Origin of the sequence: Pseudomonas sp. NPDC086112 (assembly GCF_044746425.1) — a bacterium.
In the GTDB taxonomy this organism is placed as follows: Bacteria; Pseudomonadota; Gammaproteobacteria; order Pseudomonadales; family Pseudomonadaceae; genus Aquipseudomonas.
Genome location: NZ_JBIVCD010000038.1, coordinates 13,344 through 27,288 on the forward strand (window position 1 = coordinate 13,344; position 13,945 = coordinate 27,288).

Consider the following 13,945-nt stretch of genomic DNA (forward strand, 5'->3'; position numbering starts at 1 on the left):
CCGACGCTTAAGGCGCGTAAGTCAGCAACAGCTCACTCGGCACTTTAAAATCCAGCGACATCATCACGCTCAACGCGGTAATGGTGAAGATCGAGAACACGAACAGCTTGCGTGCCCAGACCGTGTCATCCACTGCCTTGTAACCGGTCCAGGCCATGTACAACCAATACATGCCCATGGCCGCGGCGACGGCGAGGTAGCTCATGCCGGCGTAGCCGCTGAAGGTCAGCATCAAGGTCGCCACGAGGAACGCCAGGATGTAGAGCAGGATGTGCTTCTTGGCCACTTGAATCCCGCGCTTCACCGGCAACACCGGAATCGATGCGGCCAGGTAATCGTTGAAGCGGAAGATTGCGATGGCGTAGGAATGCGGCATCTGCCACAGGCTGAACATCACCAGCAGCGTCAGTGCGGCCATGTCGAAGCTGTTAGTCACAGCCACGTAGCCAATCACCGGCGGCATCGCCCCCGACAGACTGCCCACCAGCGTGCCGTGAACCGACTTGCGCTTGAGGTACAGACTGTAGAAACCGACGTAGATGACGAAACCGATCACCGCGAACAGTGCAGCCAACGGGTTGGCCACCTTGTACAACAGTGCAACGCCGAAAACACCAAGGATGGTCGCAAAAGCCAGGGCCAGTTTCAGGGAGATCAGGCCCTGGACCAGCGCACGGTTCTTGGTACGTTCCATCTTCAGGTCGATGTCGCGGTCGATGCAGTTGTTGAACACGCAACCGGAAGCGACCACCAGGGACGTGCCGATCATCGCGGCCAGGAAAATGGCCAGATCGACATGCCCTTTGGAGGCCAGGAAAAATCCGCCTGCCACTGAAAGCACGTTACCGAAAATGATCCCCGGTTTGGTGATTTGGATAAAGTGCTTCAAGGACATCCGGACTTACCTCAGTGCGCCATCATGTTGGTGTGGATGCTGAACATGATCCACAGCGACAGGCCTACCAACAGGACGATTACGATCGCGGCGAAAACAAACGCAATGACGTTGTTACGCTGTGCCGCCGAACGGTCCAGGTGGAGGAAGTACACCAGGTGCACCAGCACCTGGATGACTGCGAAGGCCAGTACGATCCACAGGGTCAGGGCTTTCGGCAGCGACGGGTACATCACCAGGCCGAAAGGAATGACGGTCAGGATCACCGACAGGATGAAACCGATAGCATAAGACTTGACGCTGCCGTGGCCGGCGTCGTGGCTATCGTGGGAATGAGCGTTAGCCATTTACATAGTCCCCATCAGATAAACAACGGTGAATACGCAGATCCACACCACGTCCAGGAAGTGCCAGAACAGGCTCAGGCAGCTCAGACGGGTCTTGTTGGTCGCCGTCAGGCCGTTTTTCTGCACCTGGTACATCATGATCGCCATCCAGATCAGACCGCTGGTCACGTGCAGACCGTGGGTGCCGACCAGGGTGAAGAACCCGGACAGGAAACCGCTGCGGCTAGGACCGAAGCCCTCGGAGATCAGCATATGGAACTCGTTGATCTCCATGCCGATGAAGCCGGCGCCGAACAGGAAGGTCATGGCCAACCAGCCCAGGACCTGGTTCTTCTTGCCCTTGAACAACGCCAGCATGGCGAAGCCGTAGGTGATCGAACTGAACAGCAGCAGAGCGGTTTCGCCCAGTACGTATGGCAGTTCGAAAATGTCGTGGCCCGACGGGCCACCCGCTACGTTGTTAACCAGTACCGCGTACGCCGCGAAGATCGACGCAAACAGGATGCAGTCGGTCATCAGGTAGAGCCAGAAACCGAATACGGTCATCTCGCCCGAGTCGTGGTGATGGTCATCATGCCCATGTCCATCGACATGGGTGTGTCCAGCATTGGTCACTAAGTTCGACATGGTTTAAGCCTGTTCCAACGAGGTTTCAACACGGGTGGCGGTGGCTGGAACTTTCCCGGCCGCTACCAGACGCTTGTGCTGCTCGGCTTCGATGCGCTCGATCACGTCGACCGGCACCATATAGCCTTGATCATCGCGTGCAGCGTGGATCACGAAGTAGCCCACAGTGCCGACCAGGCTAACGATGGCCAGCCACCAGATGTGCCAGATCATCGCGAAACCGAACACGGTCAACAGAGCACCCATGACCACACCGGTGGCGGTGTTGTTTGGCATGTGGATCGGTTCGTACTTGGCCGGAGCCTTGTACGCAGTGCCGTTTTCCTTGGCCTCGGTGAACGGGTCGATGGTTTCTGCTTTTGGCAGCACGGCAAAGTTGTAGAACGGTGGTGGCGAGGAGGTCGACCATTCCAGGGTGTGGGCATTCCACGGGTCGCCGTGTTCGCACATGTTCTCTGGCTTGTTGCGATCACGCACGCTGACGTACAGCTGGATCAGCTGGCAGGCGATACCGAAGGCGATCATCACCGCACCGAACATGGCAACGTACAGGTACGGTACCCACTCAGGGTTGGTGGTGGCGTTCAGACGACGGGTCATGCCCATGAAGCCCAGTACGTAGAGCGGCATGAACGCGACGAAGAAGCCGGTGATCCAGAACCAGAACGCTGCCTTGCCCCAGCCTTCGTGCAGCTTGAAGCCGAACGCTTTCGGGAAGTAGAAGGCGAAACCTGCGATGTAGCCGATTACCGCGCCGCCGATGATCTCGTTATGGAAGTGCGCGATCACGAACAGGCTGTTGTGCAGAACGAAGTCAGCACCCGGGATGGCCAGCAGTACGCCGGTCATGCCGCCGATGGCGAAGGTCACCATGAAGCCCAGGGTCCACAGCACTTGGCTGGTGAAACGCAGACGGCCCTGGTAGATGGTGAACAGCCAGTTGAATAGCTTCACCCCCGTCGGGATCGAAATCAGCATCGTCGCCAGACCGAAGAAGGCGTTGACGCTGGCCCCCGAACCCATGGTGAAGAAGTGGTGCAGCCAGACCATGAAGCCCAGGATCGAGATCGCGCCCGATGCGTAGACCATCGAGTGGTGGCCGAACAGACGCTTGCCAGTGAAGGTCGAGATGACTTCGGAGAAGATCCCGAACGCCGGCAGAATCAGGATGTAAACCTCGGGGTGGCCCCAGGCCCAGAACAGGTTGACGTACATCATTGGATTGCCACCAAGTTCATTGGTGAAAATGTGGAAATCCATGTAACGGTCGAGGGTCAGCAGTGCCAGGGTCGCGGTCAGGATCGGGAACGAAGCCACGATCAGGACGTTGGCCCAGGTGCAGGTCCAGGTGAAGATCGGCATGTCCATCAGCTTCATGCCCGGGGTACGCATTTTCAGCACGGTGGCCAGGAAGTTGACCCCCGTCAGCGTCGTACCTAGCCCGGATAGCTGCAACGCCCAGATGTAGTAATCCATCCCCACGCCCGGGCTGTATTGCAGGCCCGACAGCGGCGGATAAGCAACCCAGCCGGTCTTGGCGAATTCGCCAACGCCCAGGGACAGGTTGATCAGCACTACGCCGGAAACCAGCAGCCAGAAGCTCAGGGAGTTCAGGAACGGGTAGGCAACGTCACGCGCGCCGATCTGCGCGGCACTGCAAGGTTCATCAGGCCGGTGAAGAATGGCATCGCCATGAAGATGATCATGATCACACCGTGAGCGGTGAAGATCTGTTCATAGTGTTCAGGCGGCAGGTAGCCAGGCGAACCCTCGGTGGCCATCGCCAACTGGGTACGCATCATGATGGCGTCGGCAAAGCCACGCAGCAACATGACCATGGCGACGATGATGTACATCACGCCGATTTTCTTGTGGTCGACCGAGGTCAACCACTCGGTCCACAAATAGGTCCACTTCTTGAAGTAGGTGATTGCAGCGAACAGCGCCAGACCACCGAGCGCGATCATGGCGATGGTTATCATCACGATCGGTTCGTGGAACGGGACCGCTTCCCAACTTAATTTACCAAACATCGTTTACTCCTCTGCCCCGGCAGCTGAATGCGAGTTCATGTCCATTCCTTGCGTAGCGGCCACTTCTTTCTCTTTCTTCTCGTGCTTGACCTTCGGACCCGGTTTCATGCCTTCGTACTTGTCGACGATGATCTGGAACAGGTTCGGCGTGACCGAGGAGTAGAGCTCGACTGGGTTGTTCTGGCTTTGCTTGGCAAGGGCTGCGTATTCAGCTTGTTCAAGCTTTTTAGGTGCCTTTTTGACTTCGCTTACCCAGGCGTCGAAATCTTCCTGAGAAGTGGCGATAGCTTTGAATTTCATGCCGGTGAAACCCGCGCCGCTGTAGTTGGCGGAGATACCGTCCATTTCAGCGTTCTGGTTGGCGATCAGATGCAGCTTGGTCTGCATGCCGGCCATCGCGTAGATCTGGCCGCCCAGGGCCGGGATGAAGAACGAGTTCATCACGGCATCCGAAGTGATCTTGAAGTTGATCGGGGTGTGCGCCGGGAACACGATCTTGTTGACCGTGGCAATGCCTTGTTCCGGGTAGATGAACAGCCACTTCCAGTCCAGCGCGACCACTTCAATGGTGATCGGCTTGACGTCGGATTCCAGTGGCTTGTATGGGTCCAGGGCGTGGGTCGACTTGTAGGTGACGTAACCCAGGGCAATGATGATCAGTACCGGAATAGTCCACACCGCGATTTCGATCTTGGTGGAGTGGGACCATTTTGGCGTGTAAACGGCGTCCTTGTTGGAGGCGCGGTATTTCCAGGCGAACAGGAAGGTCATGACGATGACCGGCACGACGACCAACAGCATCAGCAGCGTTGCGGTGATGATCAGGTTTCGCTCATCCAGGCCGACCTGGCCCTTGGGATCGAGCAAGGTCATGTTGCAGCCTCCCAGCAACAACGTGCCGAGCAGCGGCAATAAGCCTAGTAGTCTGGGGTACCTGTTTTTACTCATCTCACGACCTCTAAAGCAGCTTGCGCAATGCAGTTGGGTTTTGATCGCCAACACTTCACCCTGCCAAGGGTTGGCATTTTTCTTGGATTGAATAAGGGCCTGCCCGTCGCGCGTCAGACGCTGTTCGACAATTGCTGGGCCTGCGGTGAGTTCTTATTCGAATTCGTGGTCAAGGGCCTTGTTACAGACCAATTCCATTTGGTGCGGATAGTCGGAAGGCACCGACACCTGGGAGTCGCATGAAGCCATCAGACCTCTCGACACCCTGGTTCTGCTCATGCACCTGAGTAAGGGTGAGCAGTGCCGGGAATTCAGTGCGGGCGATTGTAGATATGTAACGATTCATAAACCATGTCTCATCCCGAAATAATTTATATCCGATCCGACAACAATCATTCACGGCTTTTGCAAAAGTGCGCCATGGTATCGAAATACATTCTCAACAAAAACACCAAAAATAGTAGGTCTACCACGCGAAGTTCAGACAGCTTCCAAGGCTCTGCGCTCGCCTTCGACCCTGCTCTACCCCCTATGTGACAAGGGCTTTGCCAATTTGCCAGGCCCTGTTAAAACTGCCTGTTTCGACTGACGAGCGCTGAAACCGACAGTGCCTGGAAGAGCAGGTTTTTGCTGCAAAGCGATGCCCTGAATCAGCGATTTGAAATGCCTTGCGACACTCAAGCTGTGACAACATGTCGCATACGTGTCGCACCCTTCCTTGTCGAGCATCAAGGTCTTTTTACCTGACCTGCGAATATGCAAACGCCCCGGCCTCTCAACGAGAACCGGGGCGTTTTTTTGCTTCCTGCAACAGTACGACGTACAGCCTCAGCGCAGCGCTTTGCGGTTACGCGATATGAGCAGCGGCACCAGCACCACGATCAGCACGAAGGCCAGCAGCGCCCACTGTGCCAGGGACAAGCCGAGGATCGGCGGGTACGGCGTAGAGCAGAAGCCATCGACCTGGAAGCCCAGCGGGAAGATCTTCGCCAGCGGCAGGCCGTCGACGATTGGCTGCAGCACATCGATGCCGCAACTGACCGCCGGGTAAAACTGGGTATAGACGTGATGCCCGGCCACCCCGGCGCCCACAATGGCGCAGATCACCACCAACGTTTCGAACAGCGTGACGCTGCGGCGGGTGCGTGTCGCTGCGCCGATAAAGGCGAACAGCGCAATCAGCAACAACGCGTAGCGTTGCAGGATGCACAGCGGGCACGGTGCCTCGCCCAGAGCCACTTGCATGTACAGCGCGCCACCGATCAGCGCCAGACAGATAATGCCCAGCAACACCAGATAGCGCCGCTCACGTCCCAACCGCATGGTTTCCTCGCTCATCGCGTTTCCCTTTTGTGTCCGTGGATATCGGTTGTCCGAAAGTCTACACGCAGCCCCTGCCCTTTGAGAGCCTTGAACGGGCCGCTGAAGTCGGGGGAATAAACGATAAACCGGTTAAGCACGGATTAACCTTTAAGCGATTGTTAATAATCGAAACCGCGACGCGGTCTTCGCGAAGGGTTGCTTACTGCTTCCACCGATCTGCCGCCGCATGATCGCTGTCACGCCCTTCCACCCAACGCGGCCCGTCACCGGTGTTTTCTTTCTTCCAGAACGGCGCGCGGGTTTTCAGATAGTCCATGACAAAGGCACAGGCATCGAACGCCGCCTGACGGTGGGCGCTGGCGGCGCCGACGAAAACGATCGGTTCGCCCGGCTCAAGCGCGCCGATGCGGTGCAACACTTCCAGCTTCAACAGTGGCCAGCGCTGCTCGGCCTCCGCGGCAATCTTGCCCAGGGCTTTTTCGGTCATGCCCGGGTAGTGCTCCAGAAACATCCCGGCGACATCGAGGCCGTCATTGAAGTCGCGCACGTAGCCGACAAAACTCACGACCGCACCAACGCCCACGTTGGCTGCGTGCATGGCGTTGACTTCAGTACCCGGATCGAACGGCGTAGGCTGCACGCGAATAGCCATGGCTCAGCCCCCGGTCACGGTCGGAAAAAACGCCACTTCATCGCCATCGCTCACCGGCTCGTCGAGCTGGCAGAGGTCTTCGTTGCGGGCGCACATCAGGTTTTGCTCGCTCAGTACCTCGGCGCCGTCACGCTGGGCCAGCAGCGTGCGCACATCGTCGACCGTGGCGAAATCACCTTCGACCTTCACCGAGTCCACACCGAGCGCTTCACGGTAACGGGCGAAAAACTTCACGGTAATGTTCATGGCTGATCCGCCCGAAAATGGCCGCTCTTGCCGCCGAGTTTCTCCAGCAGCCGCACGCTCTCGATGGTCATGCCGCGATCCACGGCCTTGCACATGTCATAAATGGTCAGCGCCGCGACGCTGGCGGCGGTCAGCGCTTCCATTTCGACGCCGGTCTGCCCGGACAACTTGCAGCGCGCCACGATGCGCACGGTGTCGTCGCCTTCGGCACTGAGTTCAACCTTGACGCCGGTGAGCATCAACGGGTGGCACAGAGGAATCAGATCGCTGGTTTTCTTCGCCGCCTGGATGCCGGCGATCCGCGCCACGGCGAACACGTCACCCTTGGGATGGCCGCCCGTGACAATCAACTGCAGGGTTTCGGGCAGCATGCGCACCAGCGCTTGGGCCGTCGCTTCACGGAACGTCACGTTTTTTTCAGTGACGTCGACCATATGGGCGCGACCTTGGGAATCGAGATGAGTCAGCACAGGGATACTCCTGATCAGGAGCATCGATTGTAAACCTGTGGGTCAAATTTCCGCACGTTTGATTATCCGATCGCCACAATCCCCCTGTGGGAGCGGGCTTGCTCGCGAATGCGGTGTATCAGTCACTATTTATTTCAACTGACACACCGCATTCGCGAGCAAGCCCGCTCCCACATTTAATTTGTGTCGGACATAAAAAACCGGGCGGCTTGTAGAGGCCGCCCGGTTCTGTTGAAGCGATTACAGGTGCGATTCGGCGTATTCGGCCAGAATCGAACGTGGCACCCCTTGCAGGGTGATGTGTACCCCGTTGGGGAAGTCCTTGAAGCGCTCGGTCAAGTACGTCAGCCCGGAACTGGTCGCGGACAGATAAGGGGTGTCGATCTGCGCCAGGTTGCCCAGGCACACCACTTTGGAACCGGCGCCGGCACGGGTGATGATGGTTTTCATCTGGTGCGGCGTAAGGTTCTGGCATTCATCGATCAGGATCAGACTCTGCTGGAAGCTGCGGCCTCGGATGTAGTTGAGGGATTTAAACTGCAACGGCACTTTGCTGAGGATGTAGTCGACGCTGCCATGGGTGTTTTCGTCGTCCATGTGCAGCGCTTCGAGGTTGTCGGTGATGGCGCCCAGCCAAGGCTCCATTTTTTCCGCTTCGGTGCCAGGCAGGAAGCCGATTTCCTGGTCCAGCCCCTGCACGCTGCGGGTGGCGATGATGCGCCGGTAGCGTTTGCTGACCATGGTCTGCTCGATGGCCGCCGCCAGGGCCAGGATGGTTTTACCGGAACCGGCCGCGCCGGACAGGTTGACCAGGTGAATGTCCGGATCAAGCAAGGCGTACAGCGCCAGGCTCTGATAGATGTCACGCGGTTTCAGGCCCCAGGCTTCCTGGTGCAACAGAGGCTCCTGATGCAAGTCGAGGATCAGCAACTTGTCGACCTGGATTTCCTTGATCCAGCCAACAAAGCCCTGTTCGTCGATGATGAACTCGTTGACGTGTACCGCGGGCAGGTTGTCGATCAGCTGCACCTGGTGCCAGGTGCGACCATGATCCTGCCGGGTTTCGACTTTGCTCACCCGATCCCAGAACGAACCGGTCATGTTGTGATAACCGTTGGGCAGCAACGAAACGTCGTCGACCAACTGGTCGGTGCTGTAGTCCTCGGCCGCAATCCCGCAAGCCCGGGCCTTGAGGCGCATGTTGATGTCTTTTGTGACCAGCACCACAGGCAGTTTTGCATCGCGCGCGCGCAGGTCGATCAACTGGTTGATGATGATGTTATCGTTCAGATGCTCGGGCAGAATGATGTTCGGCTCAGTGCGCTTGCTCATCAGAATTGACAGCAAACCCTTGGGCCCACTCTTGCCGCGCTGGATCGGTACGCCGAGTTCGACGTCTTCGGGGCTGGCATCGCCCAACGTCTTGTCGATCAGGCGAATCGCCTGGCGGCATTCCGCGGCAACGCTGTGATGCCCGCTCTTGAGCTTATCCAGCTCTTCAAGCACGGTCATCGGGATGGCGACGTGGTGTTCTTCGAAATTAAGCAGGGCGTTTGGATCGTGAATCAATACGTTGGTATCGAGTACATAAAGGATTGGCTGGTTGGAAGAAGGGCTACGTCCGTGATCATCCATACTCGGTCACCTTTGTGGGAGCCAGTCGACGCAATACCATGACGGTGCTGCGCCTCGAAGTGGCCGCCGAATTCACCTGCGAGGAGTCAAGTGAACTGCACACAAACTGGGGTCTTGGGAGACGCCACCTGTGTTGCAGGTTTCGGCGGTCTGTCTTCGTAATACCCCAAAACCTGTGACAGAAAAAAGCACTTTGACGCTTTTTTGAAGTTTATTTTTCAGAGTGACGAATAGCCCTTGGCGTGCAGGCAATGTGCCGTTAAAGTCGGAAGTCCGCCTGCACCTATTTCCCTCAAAAAATCGCTCTTCGCTCAATGTTTACGGCCTTTTGCCGTTTTCAGCGAAACGCGTCCTGACAGTCTGCCCAACCGATCCCGCTTGTCGCCGTTTGCGTAACAAGCCAAGGCATCGCCGTTTTCAGCGCATCCTGCTTCACATTGAAATTGATCACCCCGTGCCGCCACAGCAGCATCAGGGTTAACACTCGTTGTGCGCTCTGGCTGCCCTTGAGCTTGCCGGCGCCGTCCTGGGCATCGATGTCCCACAATGCCACCCGCAAGCCCTGAGACGTGAAGAAGCCCTCGGCATCGGATCGACGCTGCCCCTCGGGCGGGCGAAACAGCGGCACGTAATTCTCCGGCAGCTTGCCTTTGACCAGCTCGACGCTGCGTCGCACCGAGTCCTGCCAGTCTTGCCAGTGGCTGTGGGAGCGAAACTCCCAGCCTTGCACACCAACACATTGCTGCGAATAAGTCCCTTGCAGGCTGGCCACCGAACGATCGGCCAGGCGGGCCTGGATGTCCTTGCCGAGGACGAAGAACGTAGCGCTCATGCTGGATTTGCGCAGGTACTCGGTGACCCAGGCCGTGTTATCGGGCGTGGCATTGGCGGCGCTGTCGAAAGTCAGCAGGAACAGACGATCATTCATGGCCTCGCCATTGCGCTCATAGTCGCCAAAACGATCGACTTCGCTGCTGGTCTGCGGAAACAGCGCGGCCTTGCGTAACTGCTCGTCCAGGTACTGGGCATGGAACAACCGGCTCGGCTCGGCCCACTTGATGTAATAGCTGTCGTCGCTCACCTGAAACTTCGTCGCTTGCTCACGCAAGGTGGCCATGTCCTCGACCAGGAAACAGAAGGAGGCATCCTGATCGCAACTCTGCTGGGCGAAGTTGTAATTGGTCAGCAAACGCTGCCACAGGCGTTGGCGCAGTTGGTTGACCGACTCCAGATTGAGGGTGCGCAGACCCAGGCGTTGAGCCAGGCTCGCTTCATCCAGCGATTCACTGGCCAGCAGAACCCGGGCAAACATGAGGATTTCGGCCCGCGAGGCGACGTCAAACAGCGTTGGGCTGCTGAGCTGCTCAGGCCAGGTGCTGCGATCCAGCGTCGCCACATCGCCCGGCGCAGCGATGGCACCAAAACTCAAGAGCCAGGCCGAGAATAGAAAAACGATACGCAATGGGATGTCTCCATAACAAAACCCGCGCGGCACTATAGCTGATCCCGCTCACATTCCCGCAGCAGCACTGATCTCCCGTAGGAGCGAGGCTTGCCCGCGAAGGCGGTGTGCCAGTTACCGATGATGCCGACTGATACATCGCCTTCGCGGGCAAGCCTCGCTCCTACAGGTTTTGTACATAGCTACCGATCACCTATGGACTTGATAGCTGGAGTCAACAAGGACAACCCCCTAGAATCGCCCCCACGATTAAAGGAGACGACTTCATGCTGATGGTGATTTCCCCCGCCAAGACCCTCGATTACGAAACACCGCCGGCGACCCAGCGCTTCACTCAGCCGCAATACCTCGACCATTCCCAGGAACTGATCCTGCAACTGCGCGACCTGACACCGGCGCAGATCAGCGAATTGATGCACGTCTCCGACAAGATCGGCGGTCTCAATGCCGCGCGTTTCGGCAGTTGGACCCCGGCCTTCACCCCAGCCAACGCCAAGCAGGCGTTGCTGGCATTCAAGGGCGATGTGTACACCGGCCTGAATGCACAAACTTTCAGCGAAGCCGATTTCGATTACGCCCAGCAGCACTTGCGCATGCTCTCCGGCCTGTATGGTCTGCTGCGCCCCTTGGACCTGATGCAGCCCTATCGGCTGGAGATGGGCACCACACTGGCCAATGCCCGGGGCAAGGACTTGTACGCCTTCTGGGGTACACGGATCAGCGAATGGCTGAACGAAGCCTTGGCCGATCAAGGCGATGACGTGCTGCTGAACCTGGCCTCCAACGAGTACTTCTCGGCGGTCAAACGCAGTGCTTTGAACGCGCGCATCATCAATACCGAGTTCAAGGATCTGAAGAACGGCCAGTACAAAATCATCAGCTTCTACGCGAAAAAGGCCCGCGGGATGATGAGTCGCTTCGTCATTGAAGAACGCATCAATGACCCGGTCGCCCTCAAGCAGTTCGACGTTCAGGGTTATCGCTACAGCGCCGAACAGTCTAAACCGGACAATCTGGTGTTCCTGCGCGATCACGCACCGGAGTAATGGAGCCTGCACTAAGTCAGCGCACGACACCCATTACTTCGTCGTGCGCCCCCCCCTTCGATCGTCGAACGATCCTTTCCTTTTCGCCGCTTTATTGGCGCCAATATTCAAGCACTCCATTTTCTAACTTTAGTTTCACTCGACATTGATCATTTTTTTCAGTAGTGGCACTGAAAATTTTTACTCGTAGTGGCAAAAACATATCCAGCGCGACAATCGCCCCATATATAAAGGGCCAAAGGGCAAGTGCTATCAATATGAAAGCAGTGCCATCTTTTTCAATATTTCAAGAAATTTCAGAATTCGCGATGGGCGGACAGGAACTATGTCCAAATGCGCCGCTCATACCACCGGTAACGATTCTCTCGGTGATTGTGCGAGATAACTTACACAGACAAGAGATCGATGTAGCGAAGTTGTCACACTTACTTTGGCTTACTGATCACTTATTTGGGCAACACATGAAGGACAGGAGATAACGCACCATTACTATCCCCTACAAGGCCACGGCTGCGCCCCTATAAACGTGCTCACCTGAGCACCCAACCGCTTGATTTACGGGCTTTCGGGCCTGGCATTGAGCGCGCAAGACCTTTGCACGGAAGTCTTCTCAAAAGAGGATCGGCTGCATAACAGGGCAAGTCATAACAATAAGGCCTGATTGCGCACATCTTGAGTGCACTTATTTAGACACTCGGAACTTAGTATGCCTGCACACGGCATTGTGGCGCCTTTAAGACGCACTTGCGAGTGCACTATGACCGCTGAACACCATTAAATCCGGCCATGTAATGGCTTGATGAACACAGGTTTGATTAACTGAGAGGTAATTGCGATGCGCATCAGCATATTTGGTTTGGGTTACGTCGGCGCAGTATGTGCCGGTTGCCTGTCTGCACGGGGCCATGACGTCGTTGGCGTCGATGTTGCCAAAGACAAAATCGATATGATCAACGCCGGCAAATCGCCGATCGTTGAACCGGGTTTGGGCGAACTTCTGCAGAAGGGCATCGAGACGGGCAAATTGCGCGGCACGACCAACTTCGCCGAGGCGATTCGCGACACCGACCTGTCGATGATCTGCGTCGGCACGCCGAGCAAGAAGAACGGCGACCTGGAACTGAACTACATCGAAGCCGTGTGCCGCGAGATCGGTTTTGTCCTGCGTGACAAGACCACCCGCCACACCATCGTGGTTCGCAGCACCGTCCTGCCGGGCACCGTGGCAAACGTGGTGATCCCGATCCTCGAAGACTGCTCCGGCAAAAAAGCCGGCGTCGATTTCGGCGTGGCGGTCAACCCTGAGTTCCTGCGTGAAAGCACCGCGATCGCCGATTACGATCTGCCGCCAATGACCGTTATTGGCGAGTTCGACAAGGCTTCGGGTGACGTTCTGCAATCGCTGTACGAAGAACTCGACGCACCGATCATCCGCAAGGACATCGCCGTTGCCGAGATGATCAAGTACACCTGCAACGTGTGGCACGCCACCAAGGTGACCTTCGCCAACGAAATCGGCAATATCGCCAAGGCCGTCGGTGTTGACGGTCGTGAAGTGATGGAAGTGGTCTGCCAGGACAAGACACTGAACCTGTCCCAGTACTACATGCGCCCAGGCTTTGCGTTCGGCGGCTCTTGCCTGCCAAAAGACGTGCGCGCCCTGACCTACCGCGCCGGTTCCCTGGACGTGGAAGCACCGCTGCTCAACTCGCTGATGCGCAGTAACGAGTCCCAGGTGCAGAACGCGTTCGACATCGTCTCCAGCCACGACAAGCGCAAAGTCGCCCTGCTGGGTCTGAGCTTCAAGGCCGGCACCGACGACCTTCGCGAAAGCCCGCTGGTTGATCTGGCGGAAATGCTGATCGGCAAGGGTTACGACCTGAGCATCTACGACAGCAACGTCGAATACGCCCGTGTCCACGGTGCGAACAAGGATTACATCGAGTCGAAGATCCCTCACGTCTCGTCCTTGCTCAACGCCGACTTCGACGATGTGATCGCAAACTCCGACGTGATCATCCTCGGCAACCGTGACGAGAAATTCCGCGCCCTGGCGCTGGAAGCTCCACACGGCAAGCAAGTGGTCGACCTGGTTGGCTTCATGTCCAAAGCCACCAGCGTGAGCGGCCGGACTGAAGGCATCTGCTGGTAACACACCTTCCTCGTAGGAGCCAGGCTTGCCGGCGAACCAGGCGACGTGATGTGTCAGGTACGCCGCCTTCGCGGGCAAGCCTCGCTCCTACAGGTCTGATGAGATCGAC

The 13,945-nt window shown here is 57.2% G+C and carries 12 protein-coding genes and 1 pseudogene; 2 read left to right on the forward strand and 11 right to left on the reverse strand.

From position 1 onward, the window contains the following. Positions 1 to 7: 7 nt before the first annotated feature. The 11 genes and pseudogenes from cyoE to ACIPLA_RS22420 form a co-directional block, all read right to left on the reverse strand. Positions 8 to 895 carry a heme o synthase gene (gene cyoE, locus ACIPLA_RS22370; protein WP_123501053.1) on the reverse strand — a complete coding sequence of 296 codons (888 nt, stop codon included), beginning with the start codon at positions 893 to 895 and terminating at the stop codon, positions 8 to 10. Between the two features lie 11 nt (positions 896 to 906). Further along, positions 907 to 1,242: a cytochrome o ubiquinol oxidase subunit IV gene (gene cyoD / locus ACIPLA_RS22375; protein WP_008025399.1), complete on the reverse strand. Its 336-nt coding sequence runs from the start codon at positions 1,240 to 1,242 to the stop codon at positions 907 to 909. After that, positions 1,243 to 1,869 carry a cytochrome o ubiquinol oxidase subunit III gene (locus ACIPLA_RS22380; protein ID WP_008010573.1) on the reverse strand — a complete coding sequence of 209 codons (627 nt, stop codon included), beginning with the start codon at positions 1,867 to 1,869 and terminating at the stop codon, positions 1,243 to 1,245. Positions 1,870 to 1,872: 3 nt separating this feature from the next. Next, positions 1,873 to 3,902: pseudogene (cyoB, locus tag ACIPLA_RS22385) on the reverse strand (cytochrome o ubiquinol oxidase subunit I). A 3-nt stretch (positions 3,903 to 3,905) separates the two neighbouring features. After that, on the reverse strand, positions 3,906 to 4,850 hold the full coding sequence (gene cyoA, locus ACIPLA_RS22390) for a ubiquinol oxidase subunit II (RefSeq protein ID WP_218398745.1): 945 nt from the start codon (positions 4,848 to 4,850) through the stop codon (positions 3,906 to 3,908). Positions 4,851 to 5,678: 828 nt separating this feature from the next. Next, positions 5,679 to 6,188: a disulfide bond formation protein B gene (locus ACIPLA_RS22395; RefSeq protein WP_192346098.1), complete on the reverse strand. Its 510-nt coding sequence runs from the start codon at positions 6,186 to 6,188 to the stop codon at positions 5,679 to 5,681. 184 nt (positions 6,189 to 6,372) lie between these two features. Next, positions 6,373 to 6,825, reverse strand: coding sequence for a molybdopterin synthase catalytic subunit MoaE (gene moaE, locus ACIPLA_RS22400; protein ID WP_401176019.1), 453 nt, complete (start codon positions 6,823 to 6,825; stop codon positions 6,373 to 6,375). Positions 6,826 to 6,828: 3 nt separating this feature from the next. After that, positions 6,829 to 7,071 (reverse strand): molybdopterin converting factor subunit 1, encoded by a 243-nt coding sequence (gene moaD / locus ACIPLA_RS22405; RefSeq protein ID WP_218398743.1) that lies wholly within the window; start codon positions 7,069 to 7,071, stop codon positions 6,829 to 6,831. After that, entirely contained in the window at positions 7,068 to 7,541 is a 474-nt protein-coding gene (gene moaC, locus ACIPLA_RS22410; RefSeq protein ID WP_095633366.1) for a cyclic pyranopterin monophosphate synthase MoaC, read from the reverse strand. The genes moaD and moaC overlap by 4 nt, the downstream gene beginning before the upstream one ends. Before the next feature lie 240 nt (positions 7,542 to 7,781). Beyond that, positions 7,782 to 9,176, reverse strand: coding sequence for a PhoH family protein (locus ACIPLA_RS22415; RefSeq protein ID WP_007896403.1), 1,395 nt, complete (start codon positions 9,174 to 9,176; stop codon positions 7,782 to 7,784). Positions 9,177 to 9,513: 337 nt separating this feature from the next. After that, the gene (locus ACIPLA_RS22420) at positions 9,514 to 10,638 is read right to left on the reverse strand and encodes a polysaccharide deacetylase family protein (protein WP_401176024.1); all 1,125 of its coding nucleotides are present in this window, start codon (positions 10,636 to 10,638) and stop codon (positions 9,514 to 9,516) included. Positions 10,639 to 10,904: 266 nt separating this feature from the next. On the opposite strand from ACIPLA_RS22420, the gene yaaA reads away from it, so the two are divergent. Further along, positions 10,905 to 11,684 (forward strand): peroxide stress protein YaaA, encoded by a 780-nt coding sequence (gene yaaA / locus ACIPLA_RS22425; protein ID WP_401176027.1) that lies wholly within the window; start codon positions 10,905 to 10,907, stop codon positions 11,682 to 11,684. Between the two features lie 835 nt (positions 11,685 to 12,519). Further along, complete coding sequence (locus ACIPLA_RS22430) at positions 12,520 to 13,836, forward strand: nucleotide sugar dehydrogenase (RefSeq protein ID WP_123501037.1); 1,317 nt, start codon at positions 12,520 to 12,522, stop codon at positions 13,834 to 13,836. Positions 13,837 to 13,945 lie beyond the last annotated feature (109 nt).

Excerpts from the sequence above, each read along its gene's own strand:
- yaaA (WP_401176027.1), top strand. The coding sequence starts at position 10,905 with ATGCTGATGGTGATTTCCCCCGCCAAGACCCTCGATTACGAAACACCG.
- ACIPLA_RS22395 (WP_192346098.1), bottom strand. The coding sequence starts at position 6,188 with ATGAGCGAGGAAACCATGCGGTTGGGACGTGAGCGGCGCTATCTGGTG.
- moaE (WP_401176019.1), bottom strand. The coding sequence starts at position 6,825 with ATGGCTATTCGCGTGCAGCCTACGCCGTTCGATCCGGGTACTGAAGTC.
- ACIPLA_RS22380 (WP_008010573.1), bottom strand. The coding sequence starts at position 1,869 with ATGTCGAACTTAGTGACCAATGCTGGACACACCCATGTCGATGGACAT.
- ACIPLA_RS22430 (WP_123501037.1), top strand. The coding sequence starts at position 12,520 with ATGCGCATCAGCATATTTGGTTTGGGTTACGTCGGCGCAGTATGTGCC.
- cyoE (WP_123501053.1), bottom strand. The coding sequence starts at position 895 with ATGTCCTTGAAGCACTTTATCCAAATCACCAAACCGGGGATCATTTTC.
- ACIPLA_RS22415 (WP_007896403.1), bottom strand. The coding sequence starts at position 9,176 with ATGGATGATCACGGACGTAGCCCTTCTTCCAACCAGCCAATCCTTTAT.
- cyoA (WP_218398745.1), bottom strand. The coding sequence starts at position 4,850 with ATGAGTAAAAACAGGTACCCCAGACTACTAGGCTTATTGCCGCTGCTC.
- moaD (WP_218398743.1), bottom strand. The coding sequence starts at position 7,071 with ATGAACATTACCGTGAAGTTTTTCGCCCGTTACCGTGAAGCGCTCGGT.
- cyoD (WP_008025399.1), bottom strand. The coding sequence starts at position 1,242 with ATGGCTAACGCTCATTCCCACGATAGCCACGACGCCGGCCACGGCAGC.